This window comes from Georgenia satyanarayanai (genome assembly GCF_023715365.1).
Classification (GTDB): Bacteria; Actinomycetota; Actinomycetes; order Actinomycetales; family Actinomycetaceae; genus Oceanitalea; species Oceanitalea satyanarayanai_B.
On record NZ_JAMBNZ010000007.1, the window covers coordinates 1 to 14,208 of the forward strand.

Annotated in this window: 8 protein-coding genes and 1 pseudogene; all 9 read right to left on the minus strand. The window is 63.6% G+C overall.

Annotated features, from left to right (window positions below):
* Positions 1–3,133 (minus strand): PA14 domain-containing protein (locus M3148_RS10020; protein WP_251304559.1); only part of this gene is annotated, 3,133 nt, incomplete at its 3' end.
* 891 nt (positions 3,134–4,024) lie between these two features.
* Entirely contained in the window at positions 4,025–5,338 is a 1,314-nt protein-coding gene (locus M3148_RS10025) for an ISL3 family transposase (RefSeq protein WP_251304560.1), read from the minus strand.
* A gap of 294 nt (positions 5,339–5,632) precedes the next feature.
* On the minus strand, positions 5,633–6,925 hold the full coding sequence (locus M3148_RS10030) for a glycosyltransferase (RefSeq protein ID WP_285884115.1): 1,293 nt from the start codon (positions 6,923–6,925) through the stop codon (positions 5,633–5,635).
* Positions 6,892–7,386, minus strand: a complete 495-nt coding sequence (locus M3148_RS10035) for a glycosyltransferase family 4 protein (protein ID WP_251304561.1) — start codon at positions 7,384–7,386, stop codon at positions 6,892–6,894. Before M3148_RS10035 ends, M3148_RS10030 begins: the two co-directional genes overlap by 34 nt.
* Positions 7,387–7,404: 18 nt before the next feature.
* Positions 7,405–7,986, minus strand: a pseudogene (locus tag M3148_RS18410) (glycosyltransferase family 4 protein); the annotation flags it as partial.
* A 38-nt stretch (positions 7,987–8,024) separates the two neighbouring features.
* Positions 8,025–8,969 carry an NAD-dependent epimerase/dehydratase family protein gene (locus M3148_RS10040; RefSeq protein WP_251304562.1) on the minus strand — a complete coding sequence of 315 codons (945 nt, stop codon included), beginning with the start codon at positions 8,967–8,969 and terminating at the stop codon, positions 8,025–8,027.
* Between the two features lie 518 nt (positions 8,970–9,487).
* Positions 9,488–11,134, minus strand: a complete 1,647-nt coding sequence (locus tag M3148_RS10045) for an IS1634 family transposase (RefSeq protein WP_251304563.1) — start codon at positions 11,132–11,134, stop codon at positions 9,488–9,490.
* Positions 11,135–11,503: 369 nt separating this feature from the next.
* A complete protein-coding gene (locus M3148_RS10050) occupies positions 11,504–13,021 on the minus strand; it encodes a lipopolysaccharide biosynthesis protein (protein ID WP_251304564.1) in 1,518 nt (505 codons plus the stop codon).
* Positions 13,021–14,163, minus strand: coding sequence for a glycosyltransferase (locus M3148_RS10055; RefSeq protein ID WP_251304565.1), 1,143 nt, complete (start codon positions 14,161–14,163; stop codon positions 13,021–13,023). The genes M3148_RS10050 and M3148_RS10055 overlap by 1 nt, the downstream gene beginning before the upstream one ends.
* Positions 14,164–14,208: the final 45 nt, after the last annotated feature.

Below are 14,208 nucleotides of genomic sequence, written 5' to 3' on the forward strand. Positions count from 1 at the left end.
TCCCGGCACCGTCGTTGATCGTCTTCGTGAACCGCGCCGAATAGTTGTCACCCCCCAGACCCGCGGGGCCAGACCTGCTCCAGTTCTTGTCGAGCGCGCTCAGGCACTCACGCGAGACCACATCACCGTCCAGGTCCTGGCCATCGAAGTACTCCGCCGCCCACTCACCGATCGCACACTCCTGCGGAGCGCCCGGCTCAACAGGGAAGTAGTCCACGGTGACGCGGGCTGCGCCGGTGGCCTCGTAGTACTCGACGACGACCTCGTGGGATCCCCCATCGAGCTCAGCCTGACCGGTCTGCAGAACCGACCAAGAACTGGCACGCCACTTGTCAACAACGAGCTCGCCATCAACGTAGACACGCACGCCGTCATCGGCCTGGGCCTGGAACTCATAAGTCCCGGCACCGTCGTTGATCGTCTTCGTGAACCGCGCCGAATAGTTGTCACCCCCCAGACCCGCGGGGCCAGACCTGCTCCAGTTCTTGTCGAGCGCGCTCAGGCACTCACGCGAGACCACATCACCCTCGAGCTCACGCCCATCGAAGTACTCCGCAGCCCACTGGCCCTCCGGGCACGCGGGCGTCGCAGGAGGCGTCGTGGCGACGGCCTGGCTGGCAGCGGGGGTCTCCCCGCCGTCACCCACGGCGACGACGAGGTAGTGGTAGGTGGTACCCGGCTGGACGTCCTGGTCGACGAGCGCGAGCTCGGCGATCGGCGTAGAGCCGTTGATCGGAGCGTCCTCCATCGTGGCAGGAGCGCCGATGCCGCGGTACACGTTGTAGCCCTCGGCGCCCGTGGCCGCGTCCCAACGGAGCGCGACGGCGCCGTCGGAGCGAACAGTCGCAGCGACGCCACCCGGGGCGCCGGGCGCCTCGGGAGCCTGCTCGGGGACCGTGACCGTGACGGTCGCGATGTCGGACTCGCCGACCTCGTTCACGGCGACGACGCCGTAGACGTAGGTCGTGCCAGCAGCAACGTCCTCGTCGAGGTACGTCGGGTCGGTCACCTCGGCGAGGGGCTCACCGTCGGTGAGGGTCTCCTCGTCGTCGGAGCGGTACACGACGTAGCCGGTGGCGCCGTCGGACTCGGTCCAGGACAGGCTGACACCGGAGTCGGTGACGTCACCCGCGAGGTCCGCCGGTGCGGCGGGCGCGGTGGGAGCAGCGGGAACGTCGACGGAGGTGGCCTCGGACAGCGGCGACGTGCCGCCGGCGTTCACGGCAACGACGGCGTAGACGTAGGTCGCCCCCGCCTCGGCCGTCTCGTCGAGGTACTCCGTGCCGGTGACCGGCTCGACGTTGATCGGGGAAGCGTCGGCGAGTGCGTCGGCGTCGGGGGCGCGGAGGACGTTGTAGCTGTGGGCTCCCTCGCTCCCGGTCCACTCGACGGTCACGCCGGACGCACCGGGCGTTGCGGAGACGTCAGACGGAGCAGCCGGAGCGGCGACCTCATCGGCGTTGGCGTAGATCTCCACGTAGGCGAGCTTGGTGTTGTTGCCGCCCACCTGGTCGATCGTGAGGATGCCGTCCGTAACCTCGACGGTGCCCACGGCCTCGTCGAACTGGCGGGAGGCGGTTCCGACGAAGTTGTCGAGAATCGTCGTGCCCTCGGCACGCACCACGTGGGTGCTGTCGTAGTTGGCGCCGTCACCGACAGCGGTCACCACGGTGTAACTGCCGTCGGGAAGGTCGTACTGCCAGACACCCTCCTCGATGGTGTTGTTCGGAATGTCCATGTGCGCGATCGTCGCGAGCCGCAGGTCCGAGGTGATCCCCGCACCCGTGCGCAGACGCATGTTCGCCGTGTTGTCGAGCGGTGCGCCGTCGTCCTCGGCGACCCAGCCGTAGCCGCGCTCCGAGGAGTAGGGCAGTCCTGTGTCGGCGGTGTAGCCGGAGGGGGGGCCGATGTCGCCCGTCTGGAAGTTGACCTTCTCGACGAGCTCTCCGTCGACCTGCGGGATCGTCACCTCGTCGCCGGCGGGCGCGGAGAGGTTCCCCGCCTCATCGACCGCAACCACGGCGTAGTGGTACGTCTGGCCGATGAAGGTGGAGTCGTCCTCGAACTCTGGTGACGTCAGCAGCGCGTTGCCACCCAGGCCGGGGCCGGTCGTCGCGACGGGCGTCGTCTCACCGCGGAACACGCGGTAGCCGAGGACGTCGGAGGACGCGTCCGAGGGCGTCCACGACAGCGTGACGCCGCTGGTGTCAGCCGAAGCCTCGACGTCCGCCGGTGCCTCCGGCGGCGTGGTGTCGAGCTCGGCGGCGGAGAAGCTGTCGAAGGAGAAGCTCATCGGCGTCGCGACCGGCATGTTGCGCTTCGTGGCGAAGATGCCGCCGAAGCTCGTCACGTCGGGGACGTCGCGGGCGAGCAGGTCACCGTCGGTGAAGCTCGCGGGCAGCGGGAGGGTCCCGACCTGCTGGAGGGCGCCGTCACCTACCCGGTAGGTACCGGTGATCGTCCCAGCCTCGCTGTTGACATCGAGGGTGAGCGTCACCGGGCCGCCGCTGAGGGCGGTCTGCGTCGTCGTCACCGAGCGCTGGTCGGTCGTCGCGTTCGGCACGGCGCCGACGGTCTCACGCGAGAGCTGCACCTGACGGGACGAGGTGTTGCTCGCCGACGTGCTGTTGCCGATGACGGCGAGCTTGACGTAGTTGTCGTCGTTGGGGCCGAACCACAGACCGCCCTGGGCCGAGTTCCAGGCCCCGTTGGGGCTTTGCAGGGTGGTCGTCAGGCGGACCGACTTGCCGTCGTCGGTGTCCAGGCCGACACCCAGCGTGTTGTCCTGCTTGTTGACGTCACCGGTCGCGCCGCCGGCCTTGGCGTGCGCGATCCCGGGCGTCGCGAGGATGGTGAGCTTGCTGTCAGCGACCGAGAGGTTCTGCGGCAGGTAGTACGTCGCGTCCGCGCTCGACGGCTGGACCATCGTGAAGCCGGTCCCGACATCCCCGGCGGCATTGAGGCCGCCCTCTTCACCGGTGAAGTCGAGCTGGACGCTGTTGTCCGGAGCGGCGATCGCGCTCGGCTCGAGGGGTGAATAGGGGCTGGTGGCCCACTCGGCAGGGTCAGCGGGGACATCTGCGATGTCGAGCGCGATGGCGGACGTCGCGCCGGCCGACATCGTGGACAGCATCGCGACCGCAAGGGAAGCCGCGACTGCGCTGCGGGGCCTGAGCCTCCGCGGGGGTCGAGCGCTACGAGAGTGTTTGGGCATCGTCGTTCCTCTCAGGAGACAGTCGTCGGGACGACCGCGGACAGACATTCGCCGTGTCCATCCGCTTGGAAGAGCCGGCCGCTGGCGCTGGAGCGCGCACGAGCACCGGCCGTGGAGGGGGCACACATTGGGGTGATCGGTCTCTTTCTTCGTCAAGGGCCGTTGCTTCGCCGACCCACTTGCGGAGCGTCGCTGCTACGCAAGAACTAGGAGACAGTCGTCGACTCCAACTTTGGTAGGGCTCCAGTGGGCTCTCTGGGATGACCGCTTCCAGCTGAAGGGGTGAGCGAGGGGTGAGCCCGAGGTGCACCTTGCCCCTCGCGGCTAGCACATCGTGGCCTGGCTCCCCCGGGTGGACGCTCGGTCCCCCGCCACCTCAGCCGTAGTAGAGCCATCGGAGTCTGATCACCAACTCCGACATGACCGCTTGCTCCTGCTGTACGGATGTCCCGTCTTGTGCTGGGTCTGATGGAGGCTCAATCCAGTGGACGAGAGAGTCATGGCAGCACGGAGGAAGTACCCGAGGAGCTTCGGGAGCGTGCGATCCGGATGGCCGTCGGCCTACGGCGTGACCCGGCCACGCGTCAGAGGGCGTTGGCGCGGGTCGGCGAACAGCTGTGGACCAATCCCGAGACGCTGCGCAAACTGGGTGGCCCAAGGGGAGGTCGATGCCGGGGACCGCCCGGGGACCACGACCTCTGACCTGAGTTTGGTCAATCGCTTAGTGCCTGAGAAGTCCCGGTCGTGAGGGCGTCGATGATCGCTCGTCGGTCGGGGTCGATTTGGGGCTCTTCGGACATCCGGTGGGGATCAGGTCTTGAGTCCTCCGGCGACGAGGAGCATGCGGAGTCGGTGGTTGGTGAGGTTGCGGTAGCCGCGGGCGAGGCGGCGGTGGAGCTCGATGATGCCGTTGATGGCCTCGGTGCCGCCGTTGTTGGACCTGTCGGTGGTGAAGTAGGCCAAGAACGCCTGTTTCCAGCGGCGTAGGGTCCGTCCCAGCCGGGCGATCTCGGGGACGGGGCAGGTGTGGAAGATGTTCACGACCCGCTCGGCCATGGCTCGGCCGGCGGCCAGGTCCGCGCAGCGGTAGGCGGCGCGCAAGTCCTGGGCGCAGCGCCAGGCGAGGTAGACGGCCTGGTGGGCTTCGTCGGCCTCGATCGCGGTGGCCAGGCGCTGGAGCTGGCGGTCGGTGAGGTTCTCCGCCCCGGCCCGCAACAGGCGTTGGATTCCGTAGAGCGGGTCGCCCTTGCGGCCGCGGTGGCCCAGGGTCTCTTGCTGGACGCGGCGGCGGACCTCGTCGACGGCTTGGGTGGCGAGCTTGACGACGTGGAAGGCGTCCAGCACGGCGGTCGCATCGGCGAGCTCGTCATCGATCGCAGTCTTGTAGCCGGCGAAGGGGTCCAGCGCCGCGACCTGCACCCCTGCACGAAACTCAGCACCACGGTCGGTGAGCCAGTCGGCGTAGGCCTTCGTCGACCTCCCGGGCACGAGATCGAGGAGCCGGGCGCGGACCTTGCCCTCGGCGTCGCGGGTCAGGTCGACCATGCCCGTGAGCTCCTTGGCTCCGCGGCGCCTGGGGTCGACGTGGTGCCAGATGCGCTCATCGACCCCGAGACTAACGACCCCGGCGAAGCGGGACTCATCGGCGGCCAGCTCCATCAGGCGGGGCTTGATCGCGCGCCACAGCGTCTTCCAGTCCACCCCAAGCTGCCGGGCCAGCCCCTGCACGGTGGCGTGCTCGCGGCGCAGCTGACCGACCGCCCACCTCACGGCCCTGGTGGTCAGCGACCCGCGTGGGGCGACGAGACCGGGAACCTGCTCGACGAACGTGCCCCTCGAGCAGTCGGGGTCGGGGCAGCGCCAGGTGCGTTGCCGCCAGATGACCCGCACCGCCACGACGCCCGGCACGTCATGCAGCTCCCGACGCCGTCGCCCGCGGCTGGGCGCCACCACCCCGCAGGTCGGGCAGCCCATCAGCTGCCACGGCGTGGAGACCGTGACGGTCAACAGGACGGCGGTGCGCTCCACGCCCTCCACATGAAGGTCGGCGATGCCCAGGAGTGTGTCGCAGCGCGCGCAAGGATCAGTGGTGGGCGCATCGCTGCACCCCGTAGCGTTGGTCAACGTCGAGGTCCTCGGAATGAACAGTTGCTTGGTCGCTACTGATCATCGGGGACCTCGACCTCTACCCACCCTCAGTTACAGCCGCGAGTCCGCTCCCCACCGGATGTCCGAAGAGCCAGCAAACCACTACCGTCAGAACAACGCTCCGGCGAAGGCCGAAGCATCAGTTCCGAGCCTCCACTAAACCCTGAACGAGACACACGTCCACCGGCAGGCCACGACCGTGAGCCCACCCCAGGAGGTCGCGCAACTGACACCCTCCTGAAGATCCAGGCCGTTCAAACTACCTCGAGATCACACCGCCCCAACCTGCCACACCTCTCTGTGATATCGAGACACCACCCTATCCATATGGAACAGCCTCTCAACACGCCCGCGCGATCGAGCCTGTTGAGCGTTCCATGCTTCCGGATCCGCGCCCTTGGCAGCGAGGGCCTGCGCTATGGCCGCCGCGAGCGCATTCGGGTCTCGCGGCGTAACGATCCACCCCGTATCACCGATAATCTTGCGAGACTCGCCGACATCGGTCGCTATACACGGCGTTCCCACTGCCATCGCTTCCACCAGCACGTTCGGGAACGCCTCGGACATTGAAGACAAGACATGCACATCCAGCGACTGCATCATCGTGCCCACGTCCGACACATGACCGAGTAGCCGCAACTGCGAAACTACACCATAGTCGCCGGCCGTCGACATAAGATCAGCGTTGTCATGTGTCATCCCGCTTCCAGCGAGAACGCATATCGGCGTCACGCCTGCCCCCTTGAGCAAGGCCAGCGCACCGAACAAATTGTGGTGATCCTTCAGGATATCCCAACGAGCAACGGTACCTATAACGGCGTCCGAGGAATCGGTCACGCCCCACCGTTTTCTAACCGACATCGCTAGAGACTGGTCCACCGTGGTGGGCGCAAATTCGAACCCGTTCCCGATAACAACCATTCGCTGCGCGTCGTACCCAAGCTCTCGATGCACGCGAAAGGCCTCCTCGGCACAACAGACGATGACGTCTGGGATCAACTGAGAGAGCATCGCACACAAGCGCGCTATCAGAATAGTGCTGCGCTTTGTTTCCCCAGGTCTCAGGTTCGCGTGCCGGACGTTCCACGCTACGCGGGGCACACGACACAGGCGCGCGACCGCCCCCCCGAGCAAATCTGCATGGTATAGCCAAGTCTGCACCGCTGACGGGCGAGATCCGCGCACTATACGCGCCAACCGCAGTATGGCTAGCACGCTGACGCGCTTGCGTTTAAGACCGAGCGCGTGAACATGCACGCCGAGCGCTTCGAGTCGGGGTCCGTAGATGCCTGGGGACATCAGCGACACGACAGAATGGTGAACTCGCCCTCGGTCCGCGGCACAAAGGCGGTAAAGCATTCCCTGCGCGCCCCCTTCATCGAGGCTCGTAATTACATGGAGCACCCGGGGTCGATTATCACGCACGCCCTTTTTCCTTATCTTTAATGTAGCCCCCGCCCACGCGCATGTAGGGCACACCTGCCTACCCGTAGTGGGTCGCCCGCCTCCAAGCGTTGCCCACTCCGATATCAGTCTCCGCGTCCTCCCAGCAAGGATTGCCATGCTTCCACCACATCTTCAACGGTCGGGACATCCTGCGCATCTCCCACCGGGAGTCCTAACACCGTCTTCAGTAAGGCAGACATTCCGCTGACATCTCCTCCGCGCACGAAGTGAACGTAGCCGGGGTAATTTGTCGCCAACTCCCGTATACCCGCATTATCGAACGCGACGACTCGGAGGCCCGCCGCCAGTGCCTGCAACGCCGTGTTCGGCATCCCCTCAACCGGCGAAGTGTTCAATAGGACGCGATGTCTTGCAATTGCACGCTCAGGCTCCGCCAACCAGCCGAGATAGGAGACGTTGTCCGGAAGCCTCACAGAAGGCGACGAAACCTCTCCAATGACCGTAAACTTCACATCTGAAAGCGCCTCAGCGATTGAAAGGAATGCGTCTATGCTCTTAACCTCCCCGCGGCGCGCGTACCAGATCACCTCCTGGTCGCGGCTCTCGACGGCACTCACGCACGCGACGCCGTTTGGCACCATCTCGAGGCGTAGACCGTAGCGGGGGAAACTCTCCTCAAAGTCTCTGAGCAAATGACGAGCAGGAGCCACGACAATCGGCCTACTCATCGCCACAGCTGCCACAATCGCGCGACCAACAATGCTGTTACGCCGAGCCACCGACTCACTGCGGAACAGAGTCGTGCCGTCACCGGTTAACCGCAAATAGTGAGGTCGCCCACCGAGTCGAGCGACCACAGATGCAGCCGTGCTAGCAGAGCCCAATTGCAGACTAATAACTATCTCAGGGTTGATACGGGCTGCCAACAGGATCGCTCTCGCGACGAACACCAGCTGGTTCAGCCGCGAGTGGCGACCGAGTCCGCCAGGTGCTCCCAATCGGCATATGCGTGTGCCGTCCTCAAGGACAGATCGAGCCGGCGTTGAAGGTAACTGCTGCGTGATCACAGACACGGGTATACCCCGGTCGCGCAACTTGCTCAATACCTGCCTGAGCTGCCGTTCAGCGCCACCCTCTTGCGGGTAGAAGCTCCCAGCGAAGAGAACAACTCCTCGCCCCCTTCGCCGAGCACTACACAATGCCAGTGGACTCTTCAATATACCGCTACCAGCCTCTGTTCCCTAGAATCGGCCGCTCAGACAGCCATACTCTTGCCGTCGGCAAACCATTCGACTGTCTGCTCGAGCCCCTCTCTCAATGAAACCGGCCCAACCGTCGGAAACAGTTTCAGCAGATGTGCCGGGTCAGCTTGCGATGCACGAACATCGCCCAAACGCTCCTCGAGATGCACTCGCGGCAACTCGCGCTGCAGAATGTCTTCTAGAACGCCTACCATGTCTAGAATGGTAGTGTTCGTCCCGTACGCAAGGTTGACCGGCTTGTCGGACATGACCCCACGAGCGAGCGCTGCGGCGATTACCTGCGTGACGGTGCCGACGTAGGTGAAGTCACGGGACTGGAGCCCATCGCCGTGGACGGTAATTGGCCGGCCCTCAAAAACGGCTTCGAGGAACTTCGGGATCACCGCCGCATAAGCATGGCCGGCCGCTTGATTCGGTCCGTATACGTTGAAGAACCTGAACGCCAACGTCTGGAGGCCATAGGAATGGTGGTAAGCAATGGCGTAACTTTCCGTAGCCAACTTCGACACCGCGTAAGGACTCAATGGGCGTGTCCAGTCGAACGGCCCTTTCGGCAAAACAGGATTGGCACCGTACACCGAACTCGACGATGCGACGATCACTTGGGAAACCTCAGCCGCTCGAGCGGCCTCAAGCACATTAAGCGTCCCTGTTGCGTTAGCGTCGTGCGAGGCTCGGGGGTACGCGATGGACCGCGGAACGCTGGGAATCGCCGCCAGGTGGACGATGGCGTCCGCGCGAGAGCACACGGCGTCAAGAACATCCGGGTCGAGGATCGAACCCTCAACTAACTCCACATCGAGACCCGCCACATTGCTTCGCGACCCAGTCGAAAAATCGTCGAGCACCGCAACAGCAGTGAACGCCTGATCGTCGATCAAGGTCCGGGCCAAGTTGGAGCCGATGAACCCCGCACCGCCCGTGATAAGAACGCGCATCCTATTCTCCTACAAGATCGAACGCCTGGACCAATCACACATAAGCGCAGGCAGCCGAGCATCCCCCCGCGTTCATGCATGTCTCGCAGCGCGAAACTAAAGCGCCAACACTTGACAATACCACCACGCGTGGGCGACGCACACCGCACATCACAAGGGACTCCAAGCGCTCCACGACACACGCTGCCGTGTCGTCGGCTGTTAGAACCGTCGATCCACCGACGCGCTCTCGACTGAGCCGTCCCAGTATGCGGCGCCGCCGCGAGGCTCGGAAAACTGCTCCGAGATGAAGTAGCTCACTTCCCAGCACTGCCGAGCGGCCACGACCGACGTCAAGATAGATGCACCGTCTAGCGGGCTCTTGAACGCAGTCAGTGATCCCATTTTCAATCACTGCCACCGCGCACATCTGAAGAACGATAGTGCACGCGGCCGCGCTTCGCTCGCCTCGTTGCCGGACTGCAGTGCCAGCTCTGATATCACGGGATTTAACCTGAGTTTGGTCATTCGCTTAGTGCCTAAGATTTCTCAGTCATGAGGGCGTCGATGATGGCTCGTCGGTCGGTGTCGATCTGCGGCGGGATGGTCTGGATGGCGCCGTTGGCCGTGATGGTCGCTGAGCGCAGCGGGCGGAGCTGGCGGATGACGTTGCGGATCGCGAGTCCGGAGCGTCGCTGGACCTCGCGGGAGACGGCCAGCGCGGTGAAGACGATGGTCAGGTGGGCCTCGATCGCTTCCCGGGTCCGAACGAACATCGGCCTGGCAGCCAGGTCGGTCTTGGACATCCGGAACGACTGCTCCACGTGCCAGAGCTCGTGGTAAGACCCGATGACCTCGTCGGCCGACATCAGCTGCGCGGGGATGTTGGTGACGTAGCCCTTCAGCCCGACCAAACGCCGCGCCCTGGCCAGGGCGGCCTCGTCCAGGCGGCGTGCGTCGCCGGTGGTCTTGACGAACCGTGGGGTGCGGGCGGCCTTCTCGCCGGCGATGACCGCCTGGGCCCGGTTCTCCTGCAACGTCAACGTCTTGGTGTCCCGCACTGCCCGTTTGGTCGAGTAGGCCCACACCGCCCGCCACGACCCCGGATGCTGCTGACGGTCCCAGACTGGCTCGGCACGCAGCGCTTCGTTGTTCTCACTGCGGTGGCGCCCGGTGCGGGGGGTGATGGTGTCGATGACCTGCCCGCCGATGAACGCGTCCCCGTGCCAGCGAAAGTGCGAGGCCAGGTCCAGCGGCGCCTTCGTCACCCGCGAGCCGACGATGAACCGCAGGTTCGCCTCCTCCAACGCCGTCAGATTGCTCGCCGACAGCATGCCGGCGTCAGCGACGATGACCATGTCCTCGATGTCGTGCCGCTCCTGGAACTGCTTGACGATCGGGATGATCGTGGACGTCTCGGCCTTGTTGCCCTCGTAGCAGCCGATCTCCAGGGGGAACCCGTGGCGGTCGACGAGCAGACCGACGACGATCTGGGGATCGACGCGGCGTTCCTTGGAGTAGCCGACCTTGCGCAGGTCGTCCTCCTTCTCCGCCTCGAAGTACAACGTCGTGACGTCATACAAGCACAGCGGGACATCACCGCTGGACGCGGCGTGGTCAAAGCACAACGCGGCGACCTGGTCCCGGTAGGCGCCCAGACCCTGGCCGGCTGCGGCCCGGGCAAGGGTGCGGCGCATCGTCTTCTCACTCACCGGCCGGGCGCCCAGATCGCTCCGCACCCGGGCGGTGTCCAGGATCGAGGTCGGCTCCACGATCCGGGCGATCACCAGGTCCCGGAACACCGCGTCGCCCAGGGCGTCGAACCCCAACTCGGTGAACACCGCGGCCAGGGCGTCGTAGAGCACCCGAGAGGAGGTCCCCACCACCTGCGGCGGTGCGACCGGACCCCGCTCACCCGCCGCGGAGCTCGGCTCGTCGAAGAGCGCCGGCGCTCCGGGCTGGCCGATCAGCGTCGTCCTGGGTGCCAGGGACTCCACGCCCAGGTCGAGTTCGTCCTGCCCTGGATCGTCCAGAAGCTCACGCGCCCGCTCGACGAGCAGCCCGAGCTCGGCCTCGGTATGCGCAGAACCGACATGCGCAACGATCCGCCGCCGACCGTTCACGGACTCAGCGATCTGCACGGCCGTCGCTCCCGAGGCCGTCCGCACCCGCCAAATCCACGCCACGAACCCCACGGTAGAGCACCAATTAGTGCCTTAGAACCGTCACTCAAGCACTCATCACCCCAGGTCAGCGAGCCGCGCTCTCCCGAAACGCGACGCGGTGACCAAACTCAGGTGCACGCGGCCGCGCTTCGCTCGCCTCGTTGCCGGACTGCAGTGCCAGCTCTGATATCACGGGATTTAACGACCAGCTTCCGCAGTAGCGGTGGACAGGGCTTCGCCGACCCCGTTCGGCAAAGGGTAGCAACCACACATATTTTGTAGCGTTACGCCGACCGAAAACTAGTCGGAATATGGGGTCGCCGCGAGTTTCCTCGACCGGCCGAGGGTCATGACTATTATTCGGCTATCGCGCGACGGACACTATATCCCTCACCGCCGCCACAGGCTGCTCGCCCAGCCGTATAGCGTCGCAAACTCGCGCGTACGCCCGAGAGCAAGGAGCAAGGCCCCGTTCGTCGTCGCCAAGCATATGGAAGCCGCAACGAGCAATCTCCAAAAGCCGCCATCATTAGGAAGTAGGCTCATCAGTAGCGTCACGATCACATATAGGACGGCGGCCCCCGCGACCACACTGGCGAAGCCAACGAAGTACTCTCGCAACTGGCGCCCAAAGCCATACCGATAGAGCACATACGGCTCCGTCCACATATTGACCAGTACAAATCCGACGGACGTGCCGATAAGAACACCTCCTATGCCGAGCGGCCCCACCAGCAATAGGGACGCTCCAACGTTTACCACTGCCTCAGCCAGGGGCCGAAAGCGATCGTTCCAGAACAACCCCCACGACGTCTTAAACGTATTAGTCGACTGACGCATTATCTGGAATAAGAAGTTCACCGCCAGAATCAGCACGAGGCCCTGACTCAAAACGTATTCAGATCCCAGCCACAGATCGATGAACTCATTGAGGAGCGTTGCAAGCCCGACCGAGCACACAATACCGACCCACGCGTTCATGACGAACACCGCGCGGAACGCTGAATAGCTACGCTCCCTTGTTGCCGTTGCTCCCAGATTCCCGATACTCGCGGCCATCGCGGAGTACAATTGCAGAACAGGCCGTTCGACCGCGGCAATCACGAGTCGATAGTTGGCTAGATAGGCCACCTGCGACACACCAACTGCAATACCGAGCACAAGATTGTCCGTACTTCTCGCCGCTGTCGCTCCGACGCGGTGCATGACCATCGCCCACATATACTTGCGAAGCTCTGCCACCTCTTGCTTGTCCAGACGGACGGACCTGCGTTCGACGATGAACGGATACGCACGATTCGCGCGGTTCGAGATCGCCGCATTCTGCAAGAGATTGGTGAGCAGCTGAACTAGGACGTAAAGTACGAACTGCGGAAACGCATAGAGTACAGCGAACTGAAAAGCTAGTCGTGCGAGCGTGGCGCCCGTAGCGTACGCGCTGACGACCCACTGGTTCTGGTCAGCTGCGATCAGCGTCCGCTTATGCGCGAATAGGTAGGTGATGCAAGCGTCGACCACAAACACAGCGTACGCAAGAAAGAACTCCGCTGCACCGATCTCCGTATTGACAACGGCGAACATCACCGGCGCCAGCGCCGCGCCTAGCACGAGAGTACCGATCGCGATCATGCGATACACCGATCGATAGAAGTTGAGCAGCTTCGCAATCCGAACTTCATCTCGCACAGCAAGTGGCGCGTACAAGAAATAACCGAACGCGACGCCCGCGCCCATTTCCGTGAGCGACAGCAGCGCCACTGTGCTGAGGAAGAATTCAGACAGCCCTAAATATTCGGTGCCAAGAATGCGGAGGAAAGCCACACGAATGGCTAAGTTGGCGCCAATGGTGACTGCCTGAAAGGCTGTGCCGAATAGGAAATTCTTCCCGGATTTCCGCGTACGTGACATTAGGCTTCGCCACAGATGACATCTGTAAACGCCGGCGCGGTCCTCCCACTGGCTGCATGATCTCTAAGGTTTTCTCGGAAGCGTCCCCTCAGTACCTCGTCCTTCATGATCCGCTCCATACCTTCAGCGAGCCCCTCTGAGCTTATAGGCACCACGAGGCCTGTCGTAAGATCAGCCACCTGGTCACCCACCGTCGGGTAAGCCGTTATGACGATAGGCAGGCAGAAGCTCTTAGCCTCTTCCACTGATAGCGACTTTCCCTCGCCGCGCGATGGATGCAGAAACGCGTCACAATGCCCCAAATATGGGTAGGGGTTAGGGACAGCCCCGAGCAAACGCACAACTTCCGAAAGTCCGTACTTCGCTATGAATCGCTCCAGTCTAGATCGATCCGGTCCCTCGCCTAGGATGTACCACCGGAAGTGCGCGCCCCGATCGCGCAGTGCCGCAGCCGCCTGTAGCGCAAGGTCGTATCCCTTGCCGACATCCAAGCGACCCATGCTGACGAACTTGAACAAACCGTTGTCTGAAGCGGGATATGGCGCTTCGCCCGCGCGACTCACGATTTCGCTGACTGGTACTTCGTTCTCTCGAACCAATACGCGCTCCGGCGGTACTGCAGTCGTGTCCAAAAGAATATCGCGACAACTCGGAGACACAGCCACGACCGCATCGAAGTCCGGGAGGATAAGCTGGTCGTACGGGTGCCCGGACCAGATCCTTCGGTAGTCGCCATGAATCCAGCAAATCTTACGATGCGCGTGCACGGCATCAAGTATGTAGTGGTTCCAGATACCCATGCCACCGGCATACGCGACGGCAACATCGAAGACCGGTAGGCTACTATCAACCGGTCGCTCGCGACGTCGCGCGAGCCACAACTGCGTCAAAACCTTCTTTCGACTGAACCCTTGGCCTCGCAATCGGGCGATCAAAGCTCGGGTCACAATAAGCGGGTGCTTCCTCAATGCGCTAAGAGTCGCCGACCGTCGCAGTCCAAAGTCATGGATACGTCGGTACTCTTCTTGCAATCTCACAATTCGCACCGCGTTCGGAACGTCTGGGAGCAGCTCGCCTTCCAACTCGTCTACTACGAGCGTCACGTCAAATTTGGCGAAGTCGACTTCGTTGAGCGCGTTCACGAGACTCTTCTGCACACCGCCGATTGACATGCGCCCGCAAGCAAT